The organism is Thioclava sp. DLFJ4-1 (assembly GCF_002020145.1).
GTDB lineage: Bacteria > Pseudomonadota > Alphaproteobacteria > Rhodobacterales > Rhodobacteraceae > Thioclava > Thioclava sediminum.
Genome location: NZ_MPZT01000002.1, coordinates 320594 through 344261, shown reverse-complemented (window position 1 = coordinate 344261; position 23668 = coordinate 320594). Strand labels below are relative to the sequence as shown.

Genomic DNA, 23668 nt, shown 5'->3' with positions numbered 1-23668 from the left:
GGGCAGGGGGCGGGTCAGGCTTCGGGGCCGGTCTTCTCGCTGCCCGGTGCCTCGCGGTCGCTCTCGTCGCGCTCACCGCGGCGGCGGAACTGCTCCATCATCGCGGCTTCCAGCTCGGCGTTGAGCTCCTTCGTGCGCGCGATGTAATCGGGGTTCTGCTCCACCGGGACGCCCGGCTTCCAGACCTGCGCCAGATCGCGTACCGCGGCCCGGTCGAGCTTGAAGAACAGCTTCTCCAGCTCGGAGGCCTCGAAGGCCGAGAGCCCCGCATTCTCCAGCACGTAGCGCCCGGCGCGCAGCGAGCTGTCGAACATCTCGCGCACGATGTCATTCGCGCCCGCCCGATACAGGTCGAACACATGCGTCCGGTCGCGAGCGCGGGCGACGATATGCAGATCGGGCCGGATCCGGCGCGCATAGGCAACCAGTTTCGTGGTGTTCTCGCGCCCGTCCAGCGCCACCACCAGCACACGCGCCTGATTGATCCCGGCCGCGGCAAGCAGATCGGGCCGCGTCGGGTCGCCGAAATAGCCCTTGAAGCCGAAGGTCCGCATCAGCTGGATCGTCTTGAGGTCGGCGTCCAGAACCGTCGTGCGCATCCCAGACATCGTCACCAGACGGTTCACCACCTGACCGAAGCGGCCCACCCCCGCGATGATGATCGGCTGCTGCTCGTCGATCGCGTCCGGGTCCGGGCCGGGGGGCTTACGCAGCCGCAACCCGATCTGCTCGTGCAGGATGAACAGCAAGGGCGTGATCAGCATCGACAGCGCGATCACCACCAGAAGCTTCTCGGCCAGCGCGTTGGGCAGGATCCGTTGCCCGACCGCGAAGGAGACCAGCACGAAGCCGAATTCCCCCGCCTGTGCGAGGCTCAGGGTGAACAGCGAGCGATCCGGCCCGCGGATCTTGAACAGCACCGAGAGGCCATAGAGCACCGCCGATTTCAGCGCGACAAGCAGGAAGACCAGCGCGAAGATATTGGCGGGCTGCGCGGTGATGACGTCGAAATTGATGCCCGCGCCCACGGTGATGAAGAACAGCCCCATCAGAAGCCCTTTGAAGGGCTCGATGTCGGATTCCATCTCGTGCTTGAACTCGCTATCGGCCAGAACGACCCCGGCGAGGAAGGTGCCGAGCGCGGGCGAGAGGCCCACGAGGTTCATCAGGCTCGCAATGCCCACCACGATCAGCAGGGCCATCGCGGTATTCACCTCGCGCAGCCGGGCGCCTTGCACGAAGCGGAAGAGCGGGCGCACGAGGTAGTGCCCCATCAAGACGGTGAGGGCGACGGCTGCCAGCGTGATCACGGTGACACCCCAGGCGGGCAGCGAGTCGATAAGGCGAGCCACGACGTGATCGCCATGCCCCGCCTTGGCCACCGCGCGCGCGCCGGGCAGCGCCAGAAGCGGCATCAGCGCCAGCATCGGGATCACCGCGATATCCTGCGTCAGCAGCACCGCAAACGAGGACCGCCCGCCCGCCGTCTGCATCAGCCGCTTCTCGTTGAGCGTCTGCAGCACGATTGCGGTTGAGGACAGCGACAGCGTCATCCCGATCGCCAGCGAGACGCGGAAATCCTCGCCCATCGCCATGACGATCGCCGTCACCAGCACCATGGTGACCAGCACCTGCAACCCGCCAAGGCCGATCAGCTTGTCGCGCATCGCCCAAAGTGCGCGCGGCTCCAGTTCCAGCCCGATCAGAAACAGCATCATCACCACACCGAATTCCGCGAAGTGCTGGAGGTCGGTCATTTCCGCGCCGGAGAGTCCCGTGGCGGGGCCGATCAGGATGCCCGCGATCAGATAGCCCAGCACCGAGCCGAGGCCCGCACGCGTGGCTAGCGGCACCGCGATGACCATCGCGAGCAGGTAGAACGTGGCTTGGAAGAGAAAGCTTTCCATTGGCGGCTTGCATCCTTGGGCGGGCGCGCGGGGGAGGCGCGCGACGCGGCTATTCCCCAGCGTAGTCCGGCGCGGGCGGTGCGCAAGGGCGCAGGGGAAAGAATGGTTGCGCCGGGCGCGGTTAGCCGCCTTGCAGCAGCTTCAGCGTCAGGTTGCGCGACCCTTTCTTGTAGGTCAGCGCGTTGGAGCCGATCTGCGTCACGCGCCCGCCATCCAGCCGGTCACCCACCCCCACTTTCACGAAGCGCCCATTCGAGAGCCGCACCAGTGCGCGCCGGTTCGAGGAGGAGCCATAAAGCCCGATCAGGTTGATCTTGCGCAGGTTGATCACGTTCTCCTCGGTCGCCTGCCGGGCCACGGAGGCCGAAGTCGGCAGACGCGGCGGCGCCGCGGTGGGCTCGGGCTCGTCGAGATCGGCGGGCCTCGGATCGGGTACCGGTGTTGCGACCGGGGCGCGGGCGGCGGCTGCGGCGACCGATGGGGCAGGTTCGGCGGCAATCGCGGCGGCCAGTGCGTTCTCGACCGAGCGCGAGAAGTTACGCGGTTTGGTCGGCGGGGGAGCGGAGCGCGCCACGGCCAATGCGGTCGCGCCCGCGAATGGATCGGTGTTCTCGGCGACGGCGTCGTCTTGCGCCTGCACCGCTGCGGCGACCGCGTCCTGGATCGAGGTCGGGCGACGCTCGGGGCGCAGCGCGGCGAGTTCGGGGTTCGCGACCGCGGCCGATTCCGAAGCGGGCGCCTGCGTCGAGGCGAGCTCGGTCACAGCGTCGGGCCGAGCCGTCGGGCGCGTGGTCTGAAGTTCGGGATTGGGCTGCAGCGCCGGGTCGAGCGTGCCTTGATCGTTCGGATCGGCCTGCGCTGCGGGATCAGTCTGCTCCGGCGCAGGGGCCGCGCCGGTGAGATCAGCGGGGCGGTTGGCCGGGCGGAAGCCTGATAGCGACGGGATCGCGCCCAGCGTGCCTTCCGGCGTGACCGGTTGCGTCGCGGCATAGGCCTGCGCGACCGCCTCGGGGCGAGGCCCGGGTGTGACGTCGGGCTCGCCCGCGAACAGCGTGAAGCCGCCCGGCATCTCGACCCCGTCTTCCGTCGGCGTGACGGGCGGGGTGTCCGGCGTCAGCGTCTCGGCGCTTGGCGGATCGAGCGGCGTCGCGGTGAAGGCCGGTAGATCGGACGGCTGCGTCTCGGTCGTCGCGGTTTGCGCGTCGCTCGCCGGGGGCTCGGTTGTGTCGCTCTGCGGGGCGTCGCTGGTAACGGCGTCCGCTTGGGTGTCCGCCGTGCTGTCCGCCGCCGCGACTTGCGGATTAGGTGCGGTGTCGGCGGCCGTGTCTGCTGCGGTGTCGGGAGTGTCCGGATGCATATCTGCGAGCTGGTCTGCCATGCCCGTGTCGGCTGGCTGCGCATCGGTAGGCTGCTCATTGGCGGCAGTCTCAGTGTCCGTCTCGGCGGGCGTCGCCGCGGTGTCGTCGGTCGCGGACGTGGAGCCTTCGTCGCTTTGTGCCGCCGGAGCGGGCTGCTCATCGGCAGGGGCGAGGGCTGCGACCTGATCGCTCTCGGGGGCAGGCTCTTCTGCCCCAGCGTCGGCTGGCCCCTGCGAGTCCGGCTCCGCGACTTCGGGAGCGGCGGTCGTGTCGGGCGTGGCCGGTGCGAGCGCGGTCTGCTCAGGCGCGTCATTCGTCTCCGGGGCGGGTGCTTCGGCGATGGCGCCCGTTGGTGCGTCGACGGGAGCGGGGTCGTCGAGCAGCGTGGTCCAGAGCGCGATGATCGCCAGAACCAGCACCAGCGCGCCGGTGAGCATCAGCCCGAGATGGCGCGGCTTGCCGTCGGTCGTGGGCCGCTTGGTGCCGCCGAAAACGGTCTTGTCCTGTGCGTTCTCGACGATGGGGGCCGGGGTCGCGGTGTTCGGATCCGGCCCGTCCTTCGCCTCCTTGCGCAGCAGCGAGGTTGCGGGTTTCGTGCCGAGCGCGCCCGTGCCGCCGATGCCTTTGCGTGCGGCGGCGCCCACGGCTTTGGTTTCTTTCGCTCCGGTTTTAGGAGCCGCCTTCGGCTCAAAACGCGGATCAGGCTCGTCGAAATCGAGGGTCGGCGCCGTGATCTTGGCGCTGCCCGAGGCGATCTCGCTGCGATCGGGCTGAGGGTGGAGCCGGGTGGCTCCGCCGAGCCGGGGGGGCGTCTCGTTCACGGTCACGGTGGTCGTGTGATCCCGGCGCGAGGCGAAAGCGGCGGCGATTACGCTCGCATCGGATTTCGGCAGATCGTCGTCGTCATCCTCGGCCGTATCGTGGCCTTCGTCCTCCGTGCTGGAGCTCGCTTCCTTGGGCGTTGCGTCGGGCTCTGCGGCGTCGGGCACGGCAGGGGTGGCGGCAAGGCCTGCGGCGGTCAGCGATGCGTCCGAGGGCTCAACGCCATCCTCGGCGTCATCAATGGCCGTATCATTCGGCTCGGTCGCGGCGAATTCGACCGCCTCCGTCGCTTCGGTTTGCTCGGGGGCGACCTCGCCAGCCGCGACCGCTTCGGCTGCCTTGGCGGCCGGGCTTTCCGCGTCGGGCGTGTCTTCGCTCGGGGCTTCGGGCGCACCCGTATCTTGCGCGTCCGTTTCAGCCTCAGACGTATCGAGCAGATCGGAGAATTCGCCCGGCTCTTCCGGCAGCGTGGCCTCGGGCTCTTCCGTCGAATCTGCCTCCGACGGTTGGTCCAAGGCACTCAATTCGGCCAGCTCGGTTTCCGAGACCGCGCTATCGTCGGCAAGCTCCGCCATGTCGCTTTGCGTGTCGGCGGGGTCCGCCTTAGCGGCGGTCACCTCCGGCGTCGCGGCTTCCGCCGACGCCTCGGTCGCCTCCTCGGACAGGTCGACGGCCACGATCAGCGCGGATTTGTCGGGTTCGACATGCGCACCCTCGGGGATGTGCTGCGCGACCGAGGAGGTCAGGCCGAAATGCGGCTCGCCGGGGAAATCGCCGGGCTCGGGGGCGGCGACGAAGCTGACCGGGTTGAAACCGTTTTCCTGCGCGAAGCTCTCGGCTTCCTTCAGCGTCTCGCGCGCGATCACGGCGACCTGCACAGTCTGGCCGGGGCCTGCGAAATCATAGACCAGCTCGCTGACCGGGTAGGGCGTCATGCCCTCCAGCGCAGTCTCGATCTGGGTCTTGCGCTGCGCGGGGCTCGGGCCGGGGGCATAGATCGCGGTGTAGAGGATCTGCGAATCCGGCAGCACGAGCTTCGAGGTGAAGCCGCGCGGTGCCTGCGCCCGCGCCTTGTCGCGCAGGGCGGCGACCTCGGCCATCGGGTCATCGCCTTCGAGCGCGGCCTCGCCCAGAAGCGTCCAGCCCTCTTTCGCGCGGTGCACCAGAGCGATGCCATCATGCGAGAGGATCAATGCAAAATCGGGTTTCATGGGTACTGCGCGCGCCTCGGAGCGGTCCGGTCCAACTCTTCACATCTTCGTAAAGGAGATTCGATCTTCTGAAAAGCGTCGCGACCGGGGCGGAGCGGGCAATTGCCGGTTTTCCACTGTTTCGACGGCGCAGCCACAGCGAGCGCCGGAAGAAATGTTCGAAATGCAATGAGAAGTGGTTTGAATGGCGCGCCGCTATCGCGGCGCGCCATGTTTGTTATCAGCTGGTTGCGGCGCTCAGCGCCTGATCGAGATCGGCGATCAGATCGTCGACATTCTCGATGCCGATGGAGAGGCGCACCACGTTCGGCGCGGCCCCTGCAGCGATTTGCTGCGCCTCGGTCAACTGGCGGTGCGTCGTCGAAGCGGAGTGGATGATCAGCGAGCGCGCATCCCCCAAATTCGCGACATGGCTGAACAGCTTGAGATTGTTCACCAGCTTCACGCAGGCGTCGTAGCCGCCCTTCACCGCGACGGTGAACAGCCCGCCTGCGCCCTTCGGCGAGATGGTCTTCATCCGCTCGTGCCACGGCGAGCTCTCCAGCCCGGCATAGGTCACGTAGTCGATGCGCGGGTCCTTCTCGAGCCATTCGGCCACGGCCTTGGCATTGGCGTTGTGCTTGTCCATCCGCAGGCTCAGCGTCTCGATGCCCATCAGCGTGTAATGCGCGCCTTGCGGGTTCATCGTCATGCCGAGATCGCGCAGCCCCACGGCGATCGAGTGGAAGGTGAAGGCCATGGGCCCCAGCGCCTCGTGGAATTTCAGCCCGTGATAGGCGGGTTCGGGTTCGCTCAGCGAGGGGAACTTTCCGCTCGCCGACCAGTCGAACTTGCCGCTATCGACGACGCAGCCGCCGGTGACGGTGCCGTTGCCGGTCATGTATTTCGTCAGCGAGTGGACGACGAGCGTCGCGCCATGTTCGATCGGGCGGCACAGGTACGGGGTGGCCAGAGTGTTGTCGACGATCAGCGGCAGGCCGACCTTGTCGGCGACTTTCGCCACCGCCGGAAGGTCGGTGATGTAGCCGCCCGGATTCGAGATCGACTCGCAGAAGATCGCGCGGGTGTTCTCGTCGACCGCCGCTTCCAGCGCGTCGAGATCGTCGAAATCGACGAAGGTGCAGGACCAGCCGAAGCGCTTGATCGTGTGGCTGAACTGGGTGATCGAGCCGCCATAGAGCCGCGTCGAGGCCACGATGTTCAGCCCCGGTCCCATCAGCGGGAAGAGCGCCATGATCTGCGCCGCATGACCCGAGGAACAGGTGACCCCGCCCGCAGCGCCTTCCAGCGCCGCGACGCGTTCGGCCAGTTTCATCACCGTCGGGTTGGTCAGGCGCGAATAGATGAAGCCCACTTCTTCGAGGTTGAACAGCCGCGCCGCGTGGTCGGCGTCTTTGAAGGCGTAGGATGTGGTCTGGTAAATCGGCACCTGCACCGCGCCGGTCGCGGGATCGGGCTCGGCGGCGGCGTGAATTTGCAGCGTGTCGAAAGCGTAATCGGACATGGTCTGGGGCTCCTCTTCTCTCGCCGAAACGTTAGCGGGACCGGGGGAGGCCGACAAACACATTCGTTTTCGGTAATGAGAGCGTGGCTCAGCGCATCCAGAGCTTCGCGCGCTTGATCCGGTTGCGCAGCGCCTTCTCGTGGCGCGGCATTCCTTCTTCGGCGATGATCGCGCGCAGTTTGCGGCCCTTGCCCTGATAGATCAGCTTCTTCGCAGGCTCGTAGGCCTTCAGCACCTTCTTGATCTTGTTCGGGGCGGTCAGCTCTTCGACCGTGTCGATCACGGCCTCGCTTTCGCGCGCATACATCAGCGGCAGCGCGCGGTAATGGCAGGTGATCTCGCCGTCGAGCCCGTCGAGCTCCGGCCCCGGACGCCCGCCACCGAAGCTATGGATCACCAGCGGCAGCGCCACCTGATCGAGCCACGGGTCGAGCGACTGGCAGGCCAGCTCATCGGGTGCATCGTCGCGAATCTCGCTTGCATAGCGCAGGAAGCGCGCGCCGAATTCGACCGGGTCGGCGCCGAAGAACCAGCCCGCGTTGAAATACAGGTAGCGCCGCCAGTATTCGTCCGGCTGGCTCAGATCGAGCGTATCCTCGAACCCATCGAGCCCGAACTTGTCGTAGAGCGATTTCCAGATGCCCGCGTAGCCGGGACCGTACAGCGGCGGTTCGGGCCATGTGCCGGTGCGCCGCATCGACGCCGAGGGGCGGTCGAAATCGAAGCCCACCTGCGACAGCGGTCCGGTGAAGACCGTATCGGTGTCGAAGAAGACGAAGGGCTCCCCTTCGGGCAGGGCGGCGAGCGCTTCGATCTTGTTGCCATAGGGATAGGATTGGCCGAAAACCTTCGACTCGAAGGGCACGATCTCGGCGCCCGCATCTTCCAGCAGCGCCCGGACCGGCCCGGAGATCCGCGTTTCGTCGGACCAGCGCGGCCCGGGCTGCGGCTCGGCTATCAGAAGGCGCCCTTTGAACTCCGGATTGGCCGCGCGAAAGCTCAGCGCGAAAAGAATTGCCTCGAATTCCAGCCGTCCCGCCTGTGCAACACAGAAGATGTTATAGGGTTGTGAAGTCCGGGGGGTCGCCGCCATACTGCCGCCTGTCGGAGGGTTTGGTGCAGTATAGCGAGAAAGTTCAGGGGTAAAAGGTGATACGGATAAGCAAGTTAACTGCGTTGGCGCTGTGTGGCCTCGTGTTGAGCGGCCCGGCGAGCGCGCAGAATTTCACCACCGCCGCCGAAGTGCGCCCGATTCTCGGTATGACCCGCGATTCCTGGGTCGCGATCCGTGAATATGGCGGGAAGGATCTGGTCTATTTCACCCATCTTCTGGCGTGGCGCTGCGGGCTGAGCGAGATTCGCTATGGCTTCAATGGCGCGCCGCCGACCAAGTCGTTCAAGATGGAGAAATGCCACGAAGGCACAGCCCAGCCCAACGCGATCTCGGGTGATAATGTCTATGTCAGCCAGTCGCAGGGCTCGGTCTCCGAGGTGCGGGTGAAGCTGATCTATGACGACGGCAGTTCGGAAGAGGCGCGGTTCAACCGCAAGGCGGTGCTGCAGTAAACGACGCAGCGAATACGCGTTATTCAACGCAGCGGCCCCCGTGGGAGCCGCGTATCACCAGTTCCTGAGAGGGGGAAGTGGTGGGTGACCCTGGAATCGGATTGTGGGCTTTTCAGCGTTATTTTTCTGTCAAAGGTGTCCCGCATAATCTCTTTGCGGGACACCTTTGTTCTGAGGTAGGTCTTCATCGCTTAGGAACAGATGATACTCATAGGTCCGCCCAGTTGTTCTCGAAGGCGCCCAGCTTCACAGAGCCAACTTCCACAATCGCAACGGGTGATCGCCAGATTTTATGTTCCCGCTGAGCTTTCGCTGCCTTGATCTATGTCTTGATCGGCTTTGGGAAAATTGACTTTTAGAGCACCAAGTCGAATTTCTTTTTCTCCATCAAGATACGCTCGAACTTTTATGAAGCCCGATTCTGATATCGGTAGCGGCGACCAGCGACATGGCAATGTCAGTGAAATCATCGTGCCGTCTTTATCTTGCTTTTCTGCTTCTGAAATTATCCTTCTAAGATCTTCTTCATCCGGATCCAGATCAGCGGTCAGAATGTCCTGTTTTTGATCGCCTTCTTCTTTAATGACGTGAAGCTTGAGGGACCTGAAAATAGTCGTCTTCGGGATCCTAATGTTAACGAGGGCGGAAAAAGTGGGCAGAGTGGCAGGGCCTGGATTGGTAAAATTCATGTCACCAGAATAACAACCGATCAGCGTGAGCTTCCCGTTCACTTCATTGCGAATATCGTCGCAAAAGATAGTCGTTCCGTAGGGCTCGGTGTTCACGATGCGATGCTCTCAAGTTGATATTTGGCCTTAGGGTCAATTGTGCCTTTTGCTCCACTTCGAGGCTCAGACTGTACCGTTACCAACGTCTCATTCGCTGAAACCCAGTTCGCGTTGTGAGGTTTTTCTTTATCAACAAATTCTATAGTGACATCTTTGTCGAGGGCATAAGCGAACTCTGCAATTGACCGTGCTGTCAGATTGGCGCTCCCTTTCAGGCGTCGATTCACTACGGAGCGATCTACGCCAAGAATGGTTGCGACTTCCTGTTGGCTCTTGCCAGAAGAAATCAATGCTTTCTGTATTTTATTTTGAAGGCTCGAAATAAAGCGTGCTGCCTTACGGGATTTTGGGTCCAGTCGCATTCGATAAGACATCTGCATAATTCCCACTATCAATGTACTTAGGTTCGTCAAGGTCGATATTGTCCCGGACGTAGGTGGTCTGCGCCATGTAACGACCGTAGCTGTTCGTGGCTTTTATACGATCTGCGCTGTCGCCAAAGCAGCAAATGAATGCATTCTTCTGAGGCACCCATCCGAACACACGAACTTCGTCGGTCTTAAACTCCCAGATGCGATGATCGGGAGTCCAGCTTAGTTTCTTGAAGCGTCGATCTGTAGAAAGCTCCTCTCCTGAGACATACTCAGCGAACGCCGAGAAAACCTGTTCTTCCGGCGTAAGGTTGGAGTACAACTCATTGTGGTTGAGACCGGGTAGTCCCTCCTCAAGCCATGTGAGGAAATCCATGGTCGCATAAAGTGTCCTCCACGTTAGCTCGCCGGGTTCCAGTGGATCGATCTTGTCTAAGGTTCCCGACTCAACCAAGTCTATCAGTGTTGCCATATATATCAACTGAGGGTTAATGCAAGGTGAACAAGGATCGAATTTAGCTTGCATTGGTGGTTCGGGCAATGCTTACTGCGCTCAGGAGGCTCGTGGCCGTGTCGCGATCATTGTGCAACTTGGGGTGCCCGAGACGGCCGTCTAAGCCGCTTGAGGCCGGTCAGCCCTTACAGCCATACCCGCCTCGCTTCCGGAGTGCGGTAGCGGTCGCTCTCTCTCAGAGGGGAGATGAGTCCGCTAGGCGACGAGGGGCGCCCTCATCCTGCGACGGAACAATTGCTTGCGGCGCACTGTTGAAACAGTGGATTGGCTGCAAGGGACCAATTCGCCGACGCCTTCGGTCGCGCCTGTGGTCCAGCCCCCAGTAAACCTTTCACGTCGACCTTGAATTTCATAGTGAAGCCAAAGAAGTATTGAAGGAATGCGGACTGGAAGAGTGTCGCGATGCCCTTGAGGGGAGAGAGATGAAAGAGCCCTGCGGGATTTCAAGTCGCAAAGGTAATTCTAGCGTTTTGATTCTTCTAGAGAGTGAGAAAGTTATTGGGGTACTTAAGGATATAGGATGCGATCCTCGTCTTGAATTTTCGAAACTCGCTTTTGAGGAAAACATCACTGGCGTGCTGAATTTGGCTCATATCCCATTCACTTTGGCTCGAGCCTCAGTATGGCGCCAACGTTTTACGTCTCTTTTTGCTGCCGAAAAGATTCGTAGCCTGAATAAAGTCGAGCTAGGAGGTGATCTTACTGACGAACTTGTACGAGAAGCCGAGATCTCAGCGATCGCGCGACTCTCTCAAGAGTGGCTAGAGCCTGAGAAAAGGAACGATTTTAGCGGATTAATAGTGAAGGAGCTTCTTAGTGCTGCAGAAGATAAGGATTATGAGTCGGGGATTTCAGAGCTTTTGAGGCAACTCTGCATTATGGTATGGACAGCTTTTGAGGTTTTGGCCTCGGACGTTATAAGATTGACTCTGAATGAAAGGCCTCATTTGGTAATGCGCTTGGCTGAAAGTAAGGAGTTTAAAAATCATTTTTCTGGCGGAGCACTGCTAGATGGGTTGAGTAATCTTGACTTTGATATGTCTAAAAGTATCGGTGATTACTTTGTATCTCAAGTAAATTTGGACAGCTTGCCGAAAATTAGATCAGTTATTTCGCGTATTTTTGATGATGGGGCGATGGATCAAGGCTTGAAGAACCCGCAAATATATAACCTCAACGCTAAGCGAAATTTAATAGTGCATAGGCGTGGGGTGATCGATGAAAAATACAAGGCGGCAACTAGCAGCTCGCAGGCAGTAGGTGAAAAGCTAGTTTTAGATGCTAACATGATATCATCGGATTTGGAGCTAGTTATTTCACTCGCTAATACGTTGTTGGACGTATCGTCTCAAAGACTATGCGATTCAACATAGCCCCGTGATGTCACGTCGTTCTTGCAGTTGGCTGATAGGGTAAAGGCGCTCGAATAGTATTTGTAGTTATGTCGGTTGGATTCAAATTGATGGAAGTCACCATTACCACTTGATCCCCGCCAGCTTCCGGCGCTCGACTCGCTTCGAGGGACTGCGGCCATTCGGCTTCGGTGCTTTTTTCGGATCGGCGTGACGATCCTCCCCAGCAGGTCGAAATGGAAAATCTCTTACCTTGGCGTTCACCTTTGGCGCTTCTACCTCACGGCCAAAGCATCCAGAGATAGGCACCATAGCCCGCGATCAGAGCCAGCCCTTCCCATCTGTTGATCCGCAGGCCAGTGGCCGCGAAAACCACCAGAAGGACCGACACCATCACCATTAGCGGGGCGTCGAACCGCGCGATCTCCACGGGCACACGCGATGGGGCGATCAGCGCGGTCGTCCCGCCGATGCCGAGGATGTTGTAGATGTTCGATCCAACGACATTGCCGAAGGCGACTTCGCCTTGCCGCTTCAGCGCGGCCATGACCGAGGTGACCAACTCGGGCATCGAGGTGCCGATCGCTACGATGGTCAGACCGATGATCGTTTCCGAAACGCCGAAAGCCCGAGCGAGCGACACGGCCCCGCCGACCAGCAGCGATCCCCCGAAGACCACGAGGCCCAGTCCGGCAAGCGCAATTAGTAGCGGCCCAACGAGACCGCGAGGTGCATGGGGCGGCGCGAGGCCCGGATCGGCTTCGGAGAGGGCGAACGTCTTGTCATAGATCGCGCCTCGGTCGCTTCGCGTGCGTTCTTGGTGGATAACAAAACCCAGATAGCCCACAAGCCCCGCGATCAATACGAGCCCGACTATCCGTCCCATCGGCATGAAAGGCGCAAGCCCTGCGAAAATGATGGCAACGCCGAGCATCACCAATGCGTCCCGCCGCAATGCGGCGCGTGCCACGACGAGCGGAGTGATCGCGGCAGAGACGCCGGCGATCAGGAGGATATTCGCGATGTTCGATCCCACTACGTTGCCGAAGGCAATGCCCGGAGATCCGCCCAGCCCGGCCTGCACCGAGGTCACCAGTTCCGGGGTTGAGGTGCCGAACCCTACCAGCGTCAACCCAATCACGAGCGGCGAGATGCCAATCCGCTCGGCAGTCTGAACCGCACCGCGAACGAGAAGCTCTCCACCTGCCACCAGCGCCACCAGCCCCGCCAGAATGGGCAGCCATATCTCGAACATTCTTGTCCCCCCCTCGCGCGGTCATTGCCGCCTGTCGCGCATCAGGTGGTGGTGCCGGGCGCAATTATCAATGGCGCCTTCTAAGCGCTTGAGGGTGTAGCGATTTAGGTAAACGAAGGTGATGCGCGAAAGTCTGTTGATTTGCGATGCGGCAGGTATCATCGGCTCTTTGAGCACGACTTACCATTCTTGCGAGGAAGAGACTGCGCGCTATCCAATTACCGGAAGCTGGCGCGGCGAACTTTATTCGCCACGCCGGGCGCGGGTTACCCGCTGACTTGGGGAGCAATCGCTGACCGGAATTGGTTTTCGGTCATTCCAATTCGCGTGAAACCAGAGGGCTTCCCGCTTGGGCTCAATAGCAGCATCACTTCGCGCTGGCCGAACCCGAGCGCTGGGTTGAGCATCAGCTTCACTGAATAGCGGCCGCCCTGGCGCGGCTGCGCGTCTTGAACCATGCCAAGAGACTGCCCATCCGACGAAATAAGCGTAGAGCCGACATAGGCGTGCGCTTTGGCCAAGGCTGCGGCATTGCTGCCAGATGCGAGCTTGCCGCCGCTTTGCTCGGCGTAGCTTCCGTTGCCATTGGCAACGTCGCCGCCGGTGCCACCGCCACTTGTGCCGCCGCTGCCGCTGCCACTCGTGTCGCCACCGCCGCTTGTACCGCCGCCGCCACTCGAGCTACCACCACCGCTTGTGCCACCGCCACCGCTTGTGTCGCCGCTGCCACCAATCGAGGCGGAAGCACTCACGCCGCCGCCTCCTACGCCTACGTCAGCGCTGATGCCACCAAGGCTCACTCCCACTGATAGTGCCTGCGCCGGGAGCGCACTCAAACCTGCGAGGGCGAGGGAAGAGCAGGCCGCAAGAAAAATACGTTCGTACTTAGACTTCATTTTGATCTCCTCTTGATTCTGGCGCCAGCCAAACAATCTGCCAGGTGGACGAAATGTCCGGGCGTGTAGGAATGACGCCGGCAGGCCGTCTTAAGCACTACGAGGGATTCAATAACGTGCCTTCAGCAGCCTATGGGGTATGGGGCAAAACAATTGAGGCAAAAATCTTATTAAATTGCCGCGGATAAAAGGTTTGTGAAGCATACATGATTTGAGGCGATCACGCGTGGAGCCGAAGATTTCGTCTCGTCGCGACTTCGGATCCGCTACCAGACTTATTGAAAATTGACCGGCCAGCTTCGAAGTGACCGGGGTCGCTTTACCACTTGATTCCGGCCAGCGCCTGGGCGCCGAACGCGGCCAGCTTCCTACGTTCCACACGCTTCGTGTAGATCTCCGACGTCTTTGCCTGAGTGTGCGCCATCACCGACATGATCTGGTGCTGCGTGCAGCCGGCCTCGGCCATCATCTGCGCCACGGCCTTGCGCACGCCGTGCGATGACTTCCCGTAGAGGCCGGCGCTGTCGCACCATTTCCGGATGCGGTTGCGCAGGCTCTCCGAGCTGCCGAACGGCTTTCCCATTTCGCCTAGCAAGTAGGTGGGTCCGACGACCGTCGCGGCTCGGGTGGCCTCGTAGAGGGGCGGGAGCATTGGGATCGATACGAACGCTGATCCCTTCTTCCGCGGCTGCCAGTCGAGCCAGATTTGCCCGTTGCGCGTTACCTCTTGATCGCGCCCAAGCCAGATCGCATCGCCAACGCGGCAAGCGGTGAAAGCCTGCAGCGTGAGCCAGAGGTGCGCGGTCGTACCCGGCGGGTGCTTCTTCTTGAACTTGAGCAGATCATCCGGCGTCCATGGAACGGCGCCGCCCTTCGATGCGGTGTTGATCGCGGCGATGCCGGCGGCGGGGTTGTTGGCGACATACTCGCGCTCGATCGCCCATTTGTAGAGCGCCCGCACCGAGCGGATCATGTTGTCAGCCGCGCCAGGTGTCGCGCCCCAGGCGTCGCGGATCTCGACGAAGGCGCTCGCGGGCGCATCAATGTCGCACTCGCCATAGCGCGTGCCGTTGGCGTCCTTGTGGTCGAGCATGCGGCCCAGGACGGACCGCTTCTGGCGAAGCGTGTCGGCGCTGGCAGTCCCGGCTGCGACGGTCTTCTCGAAATGGTCTAGGTAGCGCATCACGAGCCAGTCGAGGGAGTTCTCGACGGCGCGGCGGTATCCGGGCTGCCACGTCTCGCCGGCGCGCGCAGCGTAGTAGTGGTTCGCGAAGTCGGGATGGTCCGGCGCGACGGGGATGGTGATGCGACGCTTTTTGTCACCCTCGACCCGCACGCGGTAGCGCGGCGAGCCGTTGCGGTTTCGCTCGATCAGCAGCCCCGGAAAGTCGACCCGCACATTCATCACCTCTTGGCCCATTGCTTCGGTTTGCGAGCTTGAGAGGATTCGGGCTGGCTGTCCATGTTCTGGGCGGTCGAGACGGTTACCGTGCCGTCGCGCGTCACCGTGAAGCTGGTCACGGCAAGGCCGGTCGCCTTCGCGGCGGCTAGGGCGCGCTTGATCGCGGCTTCTGTTGCGGCTGGGGCGGGCATGGGGGCTCCGGTTTGCGTGGGTTAGCTGGACAGACTTGGCGCGGGCTGCGCGGTAATCATTACCGGCGGATGCCCAGTGCCGAGTATTGTCAGGCGAACTGCACCGCCTCCATTGAGCATCTTCAGTTCCGATGGCGTTGGCTCCCACACGCTCGTCATATGGTTGGCGCCGTCTATGACTTCGTGCCTGATCGCGAGCGCGTAATATTCGTCTTGAGACTCAGCGAGGATGCGTGTGGCGTTTGCTATGCGTAGCGGGAGCATTGCGATCTCCTGGTCACTTCTTCGCCTCCCGAGCTGCTTGTTCGAGGCGCGCGATCCCGAGCAGCGTCGGCTTCAGCTCGTTCGGCGCGCTGTCGTAATGCACGCCCTTCTTTGCTCCGGCGAGGCGGGGGAGCATCGAGCGCGACACCAGTGTCCAATTCGTCGGGTCGGTGTTCTGCTTGTCGCCATCCAGGCACTTGAGCGCGTGGCCCGCCGGAATCGGCCCGTTGACGGCTTCCCAGTTGATCAGGTGAACCGCACGCCATCGCTTCTGGAGGGGAAGATCATCGTTCACCTTGCGCTCGAGGTAGCCATCCTTCGAGACGCGCTCGGTTCCGATGGGCTGATAAAGGCGAACAGCCACGCCGCGGCGCTCGCCGGGCTTGAACCAGCCCTTCTCCGAACCAGGAGCGCAAAAGCCCTTCATACCCTTGTTGTGCGTCTCGTGGCCGCGCTCGAACTGTCCGGTGCGGCCTGTGAGCCAACCGTGCCGTTTGCATAGGGAGTGATAGTTGGCGAGGGAAACATCTTCGCGACCGAACTTCTCGACAAACAGCGCGTGTGCCTCGCGACGGATCATCGACTTATGCGCCTCGATCCACGCAAGCTCCTCCTCACTGTAGCTGATCCGCTCACCCTTCGGCATTGTCGGTTTCCTTCGTCTTGCCGCCGATCTGGGGCAACATGGGCAGAATGGCCTGACCGTGTTCCGCGAACAGCTTCGCGGCCTTGAGCTTCAGATCCGCGTTCGAAGTGATCTTGTCGGCGACGGAGACTATGGCCTCGGTCCGGCTGACCTCGGTCGCGATCTGCTCGGGCGTCAGGTCTTCGTCCGATAGCCGCTCCAGCTGAGCAAACAGGTGATCGTTCAAGTCGGTGAGCTTGTTTTTCATCGTCCTGTCCTCGCGTTGTTTGTCAGGTGTTTCGGGTTTCCATCACTTCGATCGCGACGCCTGCAGCGGCGAGGCGCACGAGCGCGCTCTGACGATCGACAACTCCGAGTTTCTGGCAGATGTTGGTGGAGATTGCTTTCACGTTGCTCTCTGAGCATGAAAGCCGACGTGCCGCGACTTTGCGGGGGATGGCGAGCAGTGGGATCATATCTCGCTCACGCGGGGTGAAACTCGGCAGGGTTGCGGGCTGAATGGGTCCTTGAAAAAACATTATTTGGGCTCCCGGTTGGAGGCGAATTGCGAGGCATCGCCTATTCCGCGACGTCCTCACCTTGTTCCGTTGGTGGCGGAGAGTCCGCATCAACGGCTGCGCGATAAGTTGTGGCTGAAAACCAAGCGATCAGCGTAAGGATCAGCACCACGGCGGGTGCGAAAAGTTTGTGGTTCGTCAATTACTGAAGCCGATCTACTCGTACATTTACGTCCTCCTAGCACATTTTCGACATTCCGCAGAGGAGAGTGCTCTCTTTGCGTTTGGCTTTGGAGCACCGTCGGAGACATCACTCGATACCCAACGCAGACTTGTAGAGGTCGAAGATCGCGTCCTCCTCGGCGACGTCGTCCTTGTCGCGCTTGCGCAGGGCGACGATCTTCTTCAGCACTTTGGTGTTGTAGCCGCGGGCCTTGGCTTCGGACATGACGTCCTTCTGCTGCTCGGCGATGTCCTTCTTCTCGGCTTCGAGGCTTTCGAACTGCTCGATGAACTGGCGGAGCTCATCGGCGGCGACGGAGTAGGCCTTGTTCTCTGCCTGTGCGAAATCATGGTCATGTTTCATCGGTGGATATCCTTGCTGTTTGCGCAAAGCCTCACGGGTCTTGCGGATCTGTTCGAGCGAGACCGGCCCGATTTCGACCGTGTCTACGGCGGGGTCATTGGCGTCTGCGCTCGGCAGGATGTCGCGCTTCCCAACGTGGTTGGGTGCGGAGATGAGGCCGGTTTTCTCAAGGTGCTCGATGATCTGCGCTGCCTTGTTGTAGCCGATCGCGAGCCTTCGCTTGAGGAACGAGGTCGAGGCTTTCCCGTGCTCGGACATGATCTTCCGTGCTTCCGCCACGAGGGCGTCGAATTCTGGGGAGCTTGTATCGAGCATGTCGAGCCTCGCTGTTAGGGGATGAGTGCGATTAGCGCGACACAAGCGATCGCGATCGTAAGAGCGAGAACCACCGGGCCAAGACGCAATGCATCCTGCCAGCTGTCGGCGCGGATTGCGTTGCTGTTCAGGTGTTCTTGCGACGAGAAGAACTCGGCGTCCTGCCGTTCCGCCTTGGCGGTCTCATCGCGAATGAATTGGTCGCGGAGGCGATCATAACTCTCGGTCATGCTGCGTCTCCGGGGCCACCGTGGCGGGAAACGCGGTCGCTGAAGTTCCAACTATAGCGACAGCGCTTCCCGCGCTCGTGCATGAGGCTGAGCCACGCGGACTCGCGCGCTTTCTTGCTGGCGGCGGCAGCGCGGGTCGGATCGGTCACGAGGGTCTTCGCCCAGTTCGTCGTGAGAGTATGCATGGATGCCTCCATCGGGTTGCGATAGAGACTAGAATATGGAGTAAAAATACCCTGTCAAGTAAAAAGGGGTATAATTACCCCATCTGGGCCGGGCGTATGGTGCGGGCTTGTGGCGTCACCAGTGGCAAGTCTCGCGAAGCGGCTTGATCACGTCATCGATCCCCGAGATATCGAAGGTCATGCTGACGCGGGCCTCGCTGAACGGAGTTGCCTCTACATACAGTTTCGATCCGCCGAGAAGGTTCTTGATGAACGGAATGGATGATCCTCCGTTCCAGAGTCCGAGCGCCATGTTGTTGTTCGACTCGCGCATATTGACGCGTGCTGGTTGCTGATCATCGACTCGATAGGCGACAACGCCGTGCCCCGAATTGGACGACATGAACAGGCCGCCGAAGACGATGTAGGCGTTGGTCGTGTTGCTTTCGCACCTGATCACCAACGCGGCAGGGTCCTTGGCTTGGAAGCGGTCATGCATCGGTTCGGAAGAGAGGGTGGAAATCCTCACGATCTTGGAGTCGTCCAGCTTCGAGGTCTCACTATTCACCAACCAGTTTTTCCGGGGCTCCGGCTTAATCGGGGTGTAGAAGACGGACGACGGGTCGTCCGTCTGTTTTGCCAACGCGCTGTCTTGGTCGGTTTTTTGGGCCTCTTTGGCCGGCTTGCTCTGGAAGGCGGCGTCGAAACAGTCCAGGCGCTTGTCGTCATCGGCAATTTTCGCACAGCTGCTACCGGCTGCCTCCTTGGATGTGGTCTCCGCCAATGCGGGGACGCTCAGGCTCCATGCCAAGAGCGGAATGGCGGTCGCAAATATGATGGCCTTCATCGAAATAGGTCTTTCTGTTGGTCAGGTATGTATTTTTCGCACGAATTCCTTGGGTAGGCTGAGGCGGACCGGCGCTGCCCATTTCAGGGCGACGTCATGGCGGTTCTCTGCTATGGGGTTGATCGAGATGAGGTGGAAGCGGCCCGGCTCCGAGCCGGTTTTCACCTGCTTGACCCATGCGCGGCCTTCGTCATCCTCGCAGACGCAAATTCTGCCGATCGCTTCTGTCGGCACGCCGAGCGCGTCGCGGGTGTAGAAGAGGATGGTTCCTGGTTCGTAGACCGGGGTCATAGAGTCGCCCGCGACCTCGACGGCGACAATGCCATGGGGCGATAGGTCTGCCGGGCAGGCGACATGAAAGAGCCCGTCACCTTTTGGATGTGCGTCTACGAGCTCGATTTTCGCGCCGGCACCGACTTGCCCTGCGACTGCGATGGTTGCGGGCTCTTCGGCCGAAGCGCCCTCGAGAAACTCCTCCAGCGTTACGCCGAAGTAGCGCGCGATCTTGATTGCATCTTCAAGATTCGGGCGCTGGCTCTTTCCCTGCATCACGTTTTTGAGGAAGTCATAGGGGACGCCTGCCTCCGCTGCGGTTTTTCGCAGCGAATTTCCCTTTCGCTCTTGGGCGGCAATAAGGGCGTCAAGAAAGCTCAGTGTCATTGGGCAATTTTACCCCGCGCTTGTCATCGCATCCATGAAGTAAAAATACCCTTGACCTGGGAGTAAAATTACCCCACCAAATGAGGCATGGAACAGCTCATCACCGAAATCGAAGTCTATGCACGGCATGCTGGCATGAAGCCGCAAGCGGTTCTGCGCGCGGCAATCAATGCAAAGTGGTCGTCTTGGGCAGGGTGGGTTGCCGGAACATCTAGTCCGACGATGGCGAACGCCGATCGAATTCGAGCGTGGATGCGGATGAACCCCCCGGGTGAGAGCACCAATCGCAAAAAGGCTTCCTGACATGACCAAACCTCATCTCGTTTCAGTCTCATCTCCGCAGCCTGCCGAAGGGCCCGCGCAAAAGTCCCATCCCAATCCGTTCGACGGTCGCGGTAGGGGCCGCGAAGCGCATCGCCGCGCGCATGGTTGGCGCGTTGATCCATTGCCTTATCGCGTGGCGTTTCTCGATCGCTGGTCAGCGTTGATCCGTCACCTGTTCGGTTCGCGGGAAGATGTCGCGTCGGCGTTTGGCGTGACGTTTCAGACCGCATGCAATTGGTGGGACGGCACGAACCGGCCCTCTGGCGATAAGGTGGCGCTGGCGGCGATTACCTGGCCCGAGGCGTTCGCGCGTTTCATGGACGAGGCGTGAACTATGCGCCGGTGTGGGGTTGATCTTCTGATTGCAAACGGGCTGGAGAAAGCGCGGAAGCACCCTTTCTCAAAGGGTCATTGCGCGCCAGATCGCAGCGATCAAACAGGCCGTGCCGGAAATGTAAAGCACGACGCTGACGACGGTAATCTTTCTGGCGGGTCCGGTGATCTTAAAGTCGCTTCCAACGATCTGCCGAAAGGTTCGCGTTTCCGCTTCGCCAAAGCCAAATCCGATCATCACGCCTGCAATCAGTCCAATCAGCACGTCGTCGTGCGGGGTTCCGATTACGAGAACCCACATAAAAATCAAAAGCCCGATCAGTCCCATTCCGGCATACCATTTCTCGCTCACGAGGGCGGCAAGATCGCCTGCGACCTTGCCAAACAGGGTTTCCATTCGGTTGGTCCTTTCCAATGTGACCGGGTGGATTGCTCGGCCGGAGGTGGTGCTCCGGTCGAGTGCCTATTCAGCATGCGCAAAACTAGCGCAGCGTCAAAACCTTTCGAAATATGCCATGTGCGGGGTTCGAAACCTGTGTTCACTGCCGCCCGCACGGGCTCAACTGGCGCGCGGGGCTTGCTCGCACCGCGCGTCCTTTTCTTTCCGGCCGGCCTATGGAGCCATGGGTTGCGAGCCGTAGCGGGGGGCGGTCACGGTCGGAAAGCCCCCGCCCCCATTCCGGGCGAGCGGCCCCACAACGCAGGTAACATCGTAGCCGGGGGCGGTGACGCCCGGAATTCCCCGGCGCCCATTTCCATTTCGGCGCGCTTCTCCTCCGAGTGCCGAGATCACGCGGCGGGGCAGGGGCCCCACATGTCCCGCCGCGTGCGGATCCCTTCCGTGCGGGGAAAAGCACGGCCTTCCTTGTTGGACCTGCGGGCGGGGTTCGCCTCGCCCGCCTTTTCACAGTCTTCGACATCGGGGTGCCTCCAATGAATGCGCTCGCATCCAAAGTGATCGGTGGTGCTGTGCTGGCGCGCGCGACAGACCCTGCGACCAGGCGCCCAGCTCTGGCGCATTTCCTGCGCCGGCGCAGCGGCAAACTCATACCTGTTGCGCTGACCTATGGCGAATTCGTCACCTGTCTCCCGGCGGCACAACGGGTGCTCGCAGCTGAGGTGCTGTCTCACCTGCGCGCGGCCGGTTGGGTTCAGCGCGGCAAGGGCGGTGAGGCCAATGGTGATCTTCGGATCTTCGAGCTTTCCACCTCTGGCGCGGTTATCGCGTTGCAGGATGCAGGGGTGACCGCATGATCCGCGCAGATATTCAGTACGCGGCCCCAGACTGGTCTGCCCTGAAGGGCCTCTTTGATGGCTCGAAGCTTCTGCGGCCCGGCGTGAGCGTCCCTGAGGTTGCGGGGCTCGGCTCCGGTCGATCGGTCTATCTAGCGACCCCATACCGCCGCGAAGTGACCAATGCGGATGGCAGGTTCGATCGCTGGCTCGGTCGGCAGGCCGCGTCTGCTGCCGCTCTTTGGTCGTGGCGCTTAGCGCAGGAGGGCGCGAGCGCGGTGTCTCCTGTGATCCTGTCGACTGCGATCTGCGAGATTGGGATTGATCTCGGGCAGGGGCCAGACCCGCTCGATGATAGCTTCTGGTCGGCGTGGTGTTTGCCTCTGATGCGCGATGCTGCCGTGTTCGCCGTGCCGCCGATTTCGGGCTGGGATCGCTCGATCGGGGTCTGGCGTGAAGCGTGCTGGGCGCTTGAACGGAATGTGCCGGTCTGCCTGATCGCCTCGCCGGTTGCGGAGGTATGCTGATGGGCGCGCGCGTATGGACAGATTTCGAGATCAGAGGCGTCAGATACGCCACCACGGCTGACGCCGCGCGCGCGCTCGGGGTCTCGACGGAAAATGTCCGTTTGATGCTGCGCCGCGGGCGCGCAGACAAGATTGGTTTGGGCCAGTCCGCCAAAGCTATGCCGATCCGGATCAGAGGCGTCGATTATCCGAATGCCCGCGCTGCCGCGAAGGAGTTCGGTGTGACGCCGGGCGCGATCTGGAAGGCACTGAACGATGGCCGCATCGACCAAATCGGGCTGCCGCAGCGATACGGCGTCTCGCGGGCTATGCCGATCACGATCTCCGGTATCACGTTCAGCTCCCATGCCGCTGCCGATCGGGCGCTTGGGTTCTCCCCTGGTTACATCGCCCACGCAAAGAAGCTCGGGCGCCACTCTGCTCTCTGGAAGGCGGTGCATGCTGCTGTGCGCCTGAAGCGTGAGCGCGATGCGCAGGACGCGGCAGCCGCCGCAGCTGAAAAGAAGCGTGTTGGTGAGATCGAGGTCGATGCATTGCCTGTCGACACTCGTTTCGAGGCGGCACTCTCATTCCAGCGCCAACTCACGGGGCTATCGCGCCACGCGATCCTCGGCCGGTGCCGCAAAGCAGCTCTCGTTCGGGCACGCCACATGGTTTGGTTTCGTGCTTGGCGGGCAGGAATGTCCGTCTCCGAGATCGCAGCCTGCACTGGCCGTGCGGAAGAGACGGTGAGCGCCGTGCTTTCAAGGCTTGAGGCGAGTGGAAAAGCGAAGCGGAGGGCTGCATGATGCCACACCGGGGCACGCATACGCTCGATCGTGCCGACGATGAGCGCGATCTCAAGATGCTCGAGCTTCGCTGCGAAGGGTTTGCAGCCTCCGCGATCGCTACGCGCTTCGGGATGGCGCGCGGGTCAGTTCTGCGGATCACCAATGACATTCGACACGCCGACACGACGCAGAGCGGCGAGCCGCTCGAAGCTGTCGCAGCGGGGTACTGGTGATGGCTGGCGCCCAGGTGACCCGGAAAGACGCGCTGCGCGAGCTGCCTCTTGGAGACTGTATCGCGCGCCTATCGCGAGGCGAGGCGGGCGTGTCGATGGTGATCCTGCGCGACCTCGGTGACGCGCGGCCGGTGCTCTGGAATGACTTCCCACGCGCCGAGACGCCTGCGCAACTCCGTGCTCTTGCCGACGCGGTCGAGGCAGAGCTTGCCGCGCACGAGGTGAGCGAATGAGCGAGCTTGCTCCGATGACATTGGTGGATTCGGGAGAGTTGCCGGAATATCCTCTCGGGTCGGAAGACCGGCTCGATAGCCATTACTTCATGGTCTGGGAACGCCGCCGCTGGCTGAACAGCGACATGCGCCTCAAGGCGACGGCTGAGTGCAGGGCCTATTACTTCGACCTGATCAATATCTCCTATGACCAGTCGCCGATCGGTACGCTGCCGCTCGACATGGAGCTGCTCGCCAAGTTGTTGTTCGTGGACGCCGCGCACTTTCGGTCGCTCTGTCGTCTCGACTTCGGGCCGCTGCACAAGTGGTCGCAATGCATCGTCGAGGGCGGAGAGGTCAGGTTGATGCATCCGATGGTTCTGCGCACGCTGACCGAGGCAATTTCCCGCAAGGAAGACAACCGTGCGCGGAACGAGGCTGCCAACGCAAAGAAGCGCATCCAGCGCCTGCGCAGCGTCATAGCTGGATACCACGCCGAGCTGGCGAAGAACGATGCAGCGATCCGTTTCATGGATCAGTGGCTGCAAGAGCAAGGATGCGAATACCGCACCTCGCAATGGATCGAGCGCGCCATGGCGGCGTGGTCCGATCACATGCTCACCCTCAACATGAAGAACCGCCGAACAATGTCCTGAAGTGTCCCGGGGACAGTTCGAGACAGTCTCGGAC

Annotated in this window: 30 protein-coding genes and 1 pseudogene; 10 read left to right on the top strand and 21 right to left on the bottom strand. The window is 61.4% G+C overall.

The features are described from left to right. Nucleotides 1–14: 14 nt before the first annotated feature. The 4 genes from BMI85_RS06725 to BMI85_RS06710 form a co-directional block, all read right to left on the bottom strand. A complete protein-coding gene (locus BMI85_RS06725) occupies nt 15–1907 on the bottom strand; it encodes a monovalent cation:proton antiporter-2 (CPA2) family protein (protein ID WP_078520520.1) in 1893 nt (630 codons plus the stop codon). Nucleotides 1908–2028: 121 nt separating this feature from the next. Beyond that, nucleotides 2029–5298: a hypothetical protein gene (locus tag BMI85_RS06720; protein ID WP_078600377.1), complete on the bottom strand. Its 3270-nt coding sequence runs from the start codon at nt 5296–5298 to the stop codon at nt 2029–2031. A 220-nt stretch (nt 5299–5518) separates the two neighbouring features. Beyond that, a complete protein-coding gene (locus tag BMI85_RS06715; RefSeq protein ID WP_078600375.1) occupies nt 5519–6802 on the bottom strand; it encodes an O-acetylhomoserine aminocarboxypropyltransferase/cysteine synthase family protein in 1284 nt (427 codons plus the stop codon). Between the two features lie 88 nt (nt 6803–6890). Next, a complete protein-coding gene (locus BMI85_RS06710; RefSeq protein ID WP_078600373.1) occupies nt 6891–7895 on the bottom strand; it encodes a hypothetical protein in 1005 nt (334 codons plus the stop codon). Between the two features lie 56 nt (nt 7896–7951). On the opposite strand from BMI85_RS06710, the gene BMI85_RS06705 reads away from it, so the two are divergent. Next, a complete protein-coding gene (locus BMI85_RS06705) occupies nt 7952–8368 on the top strand; it encodes a hypothetical protein (protein WP_246832503.1) in 417 nt (138 codons plus the stop codon). Nucleotides 8369–8658: 290 nt separating this feature from the next. Here the strand turns inward: BMI85_RS06705 and BMI85_RS21090 are convergent, their stop codons facing one another. The 3 genes from BMI85_RS21090 to BMI85_RS06700 are packed head-to-tail and all read right to left on the bottom strand — an operon-like array spanning nt 8659 to nt 10053. After that, nucleotides 8659–9153: a hypothetical protein gene (locus BMI85_RS21090; RefSeq protein ID WP_143595019.1), complete on the bottom strand. Its 495-nt coding sequence runs from the start codon at nt 9151–9153 to the stop codon at nt 8659–8661. Further along, nucleotides 9150–9518 (bottom strand): helix-turn-helix transcriptional regulator, encoded by a 369-nt coding sequence (locus BMI85_RS21085; RefSeq protein WP_210402323.1) that lies wholly within the window; start codon nt 9516–9518, stop codon nt 9150–9152. The genes BMI85_RS21090 and BMI85_RS21085 overlap by 4 nt, the downstream gene beginning before the upstream one ends. Beyond that, nucleotides 9493–10053, bottom strand: coding sequence for a hypothetical protein (locus tag BMI85_RS06700; RefSeq protein ID WP_210402322.1), 561 nt, complete (start codon nt 10051–10053; stop codon nt 9493–9495). Before BMI85_RS06700 ends, BMI85_RS21085 begins: the two co-directional genes overlap by 26 nt. Nucleotides 10054–10463: 410 nt before the next feature. Between BMI85_RS06700 and BMI85_RS21080 the strand changes: the two genes are divergently transcribed. Then, the gene (locus BMI85_RS21080; protein ID WP_143595017.1) at nt 10464–11414 is read left to right on the top strand and encodes a hypothetical protein; all 951 of its coding nucleotides are present in this window, start codon (nt 10464–10466) and stop codon (nt 11412–11414) included. A gap of 259 nt (nt 11415–11673) precedes the next feature. Here the strand turns inward: BMI85_RS21080 and BMI85_RS06695 are convergent, their stop codons facing one another. The 13 genes and pseudogenes from BMI85_RS06695 to BMI85_RS06635 form a co-directional block, all read right to left on the bottom strand. After that, on the bottom strand, nt 11674–12648 hold the full coding sequence (locus tag BMI85_RS06695; RefSeq protein WP_078600368.1) for a calcium/sodium antiporter: 975 nt from the start codon (nt 12646–12648) through the stop codon (nt 11674–11676). Nucleotides 12649–12914: 266 nt separating this feature from the next. Continuing rightward, complete coding sequence (locus BMI85_RS06690; RefSeq protein WP_078600366.1) at nt 12915–13544, bottom strand: hypothetical protein; 630 nt, start codon at nt 13542–13544, stop codon at nt 12915–12917. A gap of 319 nt (nt 13545–13863) precedes the next feature. Further along, the gene (locus BMI85_RS06685) at nt 13864–14964 is read right to left on the bottom strand and encodes a tyrosine-type recombinase/integrase (RefSeq protein ID WP_246832502.1); all 1101 of its coding nucleotides are present in this window, start codon (nt 14962–14964) and stop codon (nt 13864–13866) included. After that, nucleotides 14949–15137, bottom strand: a complete 189-nt coding sequence (locus BMI85_RS06680) for a hypothetical protein (protein WP_078548641.1) — start codon at nt 15135–15137, stop codon at nt 14949–14951. Before BMI85_RS06680 ends, BMI85_RS06685 begins: the two co-directional genes overlap by 16 nt. A 277-nt stretch (nt 15138–15414) precedes the next feature. Beyond that, nucleotides 15415–16047, bottom strand: coding sequence for an HNH endonuclease (locus tag BMI85_RS06670; RefSeq protein WP_078600362.1), 633 nt, complete (start codon nt 16045–16047; stop codon nt 15415–15417). After that, nucleotides 16034–16294, bottom strand: coding sequence for a hypothetical protein (locus tag BMI85_RS06665; protein WP_078600360.1), 261 nt, complete (start codon nt 16292–16294; stop codon nt 16034–16036). Before BMI85_RS06665 ends, BMI85_RS06670 begins: the two co-directional genes overlap by 14 nt. Nucleotides 16295–16316: 22 nt before the next feature. Beyond that, on the bottom strand, nt 16317–16565 hold the full coding sequence (locus BMI85_RS21370) for a LuxR C-terminal-related transcriptional regulator (protein WP_281480488.1): 249 nt from the start codon (nt 16563–16565) through the stop codon (nt 16317–16319). A 289-nt stretch (nt 16566–16854) separates the two neighbouring features. Further along, nucleotides 16855–17130, bottom strand: a complete 276-nt coding sequence (locus BMI85_RS21630; protein WP_246832531.1) for a DUF2312 domain-containing protein — start codon at nt 17128–17130, stop codon at nt 16855–16857. 126 nt (nt 17131–17256) lie between these two features. Next, nucleotides 17257–17445 (bottom strand): annotated as a pseudogene (locus tag BMI85_RS21770) (DNA translocase FtsK); the annotation flags it as partial. A 14-nt stretch (nt 17446–17459) separates the two neighbouring features. Then, nucleotides 17460–17675 (bottom strand): hypothetical protein, encoded by a 216-nt coding sequence (locus tag BMI85_RS06650; protein ID WP_078600354.1) that lies wholly within the window; start codon nt 17673–17675, stop codon nt 17460–17462. Further along, nucleotides 17672–17860, bottom strand: a complete 189-nt coding sequence (locus BMI85_RS06645) for a hypothetical protein (protein WP_078600352.1) — start codon at nt 17858–17860, stop codon at nt 17672–17674. The genes BMI85_RS06650 and BMI85_RS06645 overlap by 4 nt, the downstream gene beginning before the upstream one ends. 115 nt (nt 17861–17975) lie before the next feature. Beyond that, complete coding sequence (locus tag BMI85_RS06640; RefSeq protein ID WP_078600350.1) at nt 17976–18686, bottom strand: type VI secretion system-associated protein TagO; 711 nt, start codon at nt 18684–18686, stop codon at nt 17976–17978. A gap of 21 nt (nt 18687–18707) precedes the next feature. Then, a complete protein-coding gene (locus BMI85_RS06635) occupies nt 18708–19346 on the bottom strand; it encodes a S24 family peptidase (protein ID WP_078600348.1) in 639 nt (212 codons plus the stop codon). Nucleotides 19347–19433: 87 nt separating this feature from the next. Between BMI85_RS06635 and BMI85_RS06630 the strand changes: the two genes are divergently transcribed. Continuing rightward, nucleotides 19434–19649 carry a hypothetical protein gene (locus tag BMI85_RS06630; protein WP_078600346.1) on the top strand — a complete coding sequence of 72 codons (216 nt, stop codon included), beginning with the start codon at nt 19434–19436 and terminating at the stop codon, nt 19647–19649. Nucleotide 19650: 1 nt separating this feature from the next. After that, nucleotides 19651–20001: a hypothetical protein gene (locus BMI85_RS21070; RefSeq protein ID WP_143595015.1), complete on the top strand. Its 351-nt coding sequence runs from the start codon at nt 19651–19653 to the stop codon at nt 19999–20001. 69 nt (nt 20002–20070) lie between these two features. Here the strand turns inward: BMI85_RS21070 and BMI85_RS06620 are convergent, their stop codons facing one another. Beyond that, entirely contained in the window at nt 20071–20400 is a 330-nt protein-coding gene (locus BMI85_RS06620) for a hypothetical protein (protein WP_078600344.1), read from the bottom strand. 536 nt (nt 20401–20936) lie between these two features. Here BMI85_RS06620 and BMI85_RS06615 point away from each other — a divergent pair. Genes BMI85_RS06615 through BMI85_RS06590 form a run of 6 tightly spaced genes read left to right on the top strand, consistent with a single transcriptional unit; the run spans nt 20937 to nt 23634 of the window. After that, nucleotides 20937–21257, top strand: coding sequence for a hypothetical protein (locus BMI85_RS06615; RefSeq protein ID WP_078600342.1), 321 nt, complete (start codon nt 20937–20939; stop codon nt 21255–21257). Then, a complete protein-coding gene (locus BMI85_RS06610) occupies nt 21254–21763 on the top strand; it encodes a DUF1937 family protein (RefSeq protein WP_078600340.1) in 510 nt (169 codons plus the stop codon). Before BMI85_RS06615 ends, BMI85_RS06610 begins: the two co-directional genes overlap by 4 nt. Continuing rightward, nucleotides 21763–22551: a hypothetical protein gene (locus BMI85_RS06605; protein WP_078600338.1), complete on the top strand. Its 789-nt coding sequence runs from the start codon at nt 21763–21765 to the stop codon at nt 22549–22551. The genes BMI85_RS06610 and BMI85_RS06605 overlap by 1 nt, the downstream gene beginning before the upstream one ends. Further along, a complete protein-coding gene (locus BMI85_RS06600; protein WP_078600336.1) occupies nt 22548–22766 on the top strand; it encodes a hypothetical protein in 219 nt (72 codons plus the stop codon). The genes BMI85_RS06605 and BMI85_RS06600 overlap by 4 nt, the downstream gene beginning before the upstream one ends. Then, nucleotides 22766–22999, top strand: coding sequence for a hypothetical protein (locus BMI85_RS06595; RefSeq protein WP_078600334.1), 234 nt, complete (start codon nt 22766–22768; stop codon nt 22997–22999). Before BMI85_RS06600 ends, BMI85_RS06595 begins: the two co-directional genes overlap by 1 nt. After that, nucleotides 22996–23634, top strand: a complete 639-nt coding sequence (locus BMI85_RS06590) for a hypothetical protein (RefSeq protein ID WP_143595014.1) — start codon at nt 22996–22998, stop codon at nt 23632–23634. Before BMI85_RS06595 ends, BMI85_RS06590 begins: the two co-directional genes overlap by 4 nt. Nucleotides 23635–23668: the final 34 nt, after the last annotated feature.

Bases quoted from the DNA above. Each gene is read 5' to 3' on its own strand.
- BMI85_RS06725 (WP_078520520.1), bottom strand. From the start codon at position 1,907: ATGGAAAGCTTTCTCTTCCAAGCCACGTTCTACCTGCTCGCGATGGTC.
- BMI85_RS06720 (WP_078600377.1), bottom strand. From the start codon at position 5,298: ATGAAACCCGATTTTGCATTGATCCTCTCGCATGATGGCATCGCTCTG.
- BMI85_RS06715 (WP_078600375.1), bottom strand. From the start codon at position 6,802: ATGTCCGATTACGCTTTCGACACGCTGCAAATTCACGCCGCCGCCGAG.
- BMI85_RS06710 (WP_078600373.1), bottom strand. From the start codon at position 7,895: ATGGCGGCGACCCCCCGGACTTCACAACCCTATAACATCTTCTGTGTT.
- BMI85_RS21085 (WP_210402323.1), bottom strand. From the start codon at position 9,518: ATGCGACTGGACCCAAAATCCCGTAAGGCAGCACGCTTTATTTCGAGC.
- BMI85_RS06700 (WP_210402322.1), bottom strand. From the start codon at position 10,053: ATGCAAGCTAAATTCGATCCTTGTTCACCTTGCATTAACCCTCAGTTG.
- BMI85_RS21080 (WP_143595017.1), top strand. From the start codon at position 10,464: ATGAAAGAGCCCTGCGGGATTTCAAGTCGCAAAGGTAATTCTAGCGTT.
- BMI85_RS06695 (WP_078600368.1), bottom strand. From the start codon at position 12,648: ATGTTCGAGATATGGCTGCCCATTCTGGCGGGGCTGGTGGCGCTGGTG.
- BMI85_RS06690 (WP_078600366.1), bottom strand. From the start codon at position 13,544: ATGAAGTCTAAGTACGAACGTATTTTTCTTGCGGCCTGCTCTTCCCTC.
- BMI85_RS06685 (WP_246832502.1), bottom strand. From the start codon at position 14,964: ATGGGCCAAGAGGTGATGAATGTGCGGGTCGACTTTCCGGGGCTGCTG.
- BMI85_RS06680 (WP_078548641.1), bottom strand. From the start codon at position 15,137: ATGCCCGCCCCAGCCGCAACAGAAGCCGCGATCAAGCGCGCCCTAGCC.
- BMI85_RS06670 (WP_078600362.1), bottom strand. From the start codon at position 16,047: ATGCCGAAGGGTGAGCGGATCAGCTACAGTGAGGAGGAGCTTGCGTGG.
- BMI85_RS06665 (WP_078600360.1), bottom strand. From the start codon at position 16,294: ATGAAAAACAAGCTCACCGACTTGAACGATCACCTGTTTGCTCAGCTG.
- BMI85_RS21370 (WP_281480488.1), bottom strand. From the start codon at position 16,565: ATGTTTTTTCAAGGACCCATTCAGCCCGCAACCCTGCCGAGTTTCACC.
- BMI85_RS21630 (WP_246832531.1), bottom strand. From the start codon at position 17,130: ATGAAACATGACCATGATTTCGCACAGGCAGAGAACAAGGCCTACTCC.
- BMI85_RS06650 (WP_078600354.1), bottom strand. From the start codon at position 17,675: ATGACCGAGAGTTATGATCGCCTCCGCGACCAATTCATTCGCGATGAG.
- BMI85_RS06645 (WP_078600352.1), bottom strand. From the start codon at position 17,860: ATGCATACTCTCACGACGAACTGGGCGAAGACCCTCGTGACCGATCCG.
- BMI85_RS06640 (WP_078600350.1), bottom strand. From the start codon at position 18,686: ATGAAGGCCATCATATTTGCGACCGCCATTCCGCTCTTGGCATGGAGC.
- BMI85_RS06635 (WP_078600348.1), bottom strand. From the start codon at position 19,346: ATGACACTGAGCTTTCTTGACGCCCTTATTGCCGCCCAAGAGCGAAAG.
- BMI85_RS06630 (WP_078600346.1), top strand. From the start codon at position 19,434: ATGGAACAGCTCATCACCGAAATCGAAGTCTATGCACGGCATGCTGGC.
- BMI85_RS21070 (WP_143595015.1), top strand. From the start codon at position 19,651: ATGACCAAACCTCATCTCGTTTCAGTCTCATCTCCGCAGCCTGCCGAA.
- BMI85_RS06620 (WP_078600344.1), bottom strand. From the start codon at position 20,400: ATGGAAACCCTGTTTGGCAAGGTCGCAGGCGATCTTGCCGCCCTCGTG.
- BMI85_RS06615 (WP_078600342.1), top strand. From the start codon at position 20,937: ATGAATGCGCTCGCATCCAAAGTGATCGGTGGTGCTGTGCTGGCGCGC.
- BMI85_RS06610 (WP_078600340.1), top strand. From the start codon at position 21,254: ATGATCCGCGCAGATATTCAGTACGCGGCCCCAGACTGGTCTGCCCTG.
- BMI85_RS06605 (WP_078600338.1), top strand. From the start codon at position 21,763: ATGGGCGCGCGCGTATGGACAGATTTCGAGATCAGAGGCGTCAGATAC.
- BMI85_RS06600 (WP_078600336.1), top strand. From the start codon at position 22,548: ATGATGCCACACCGGGGCACGCATACGCTCGATCGTGCCGACGATGAG.
- BMI85_RS06595 (WP_078600334.1), top strand. From the start codon at position 22,766: ATGGCTGGCGCCCAGGTGACCCGGAAAGACGCGCTGCGCGAGCTGCCT.
- BMI85_RS06590 (WP_143595014.1), top strand. From the start codon at position 22,996: ATGAGCGAGCTTGCTCCGATGACATTGGTGGATTCGGGAGAGTTGCCG.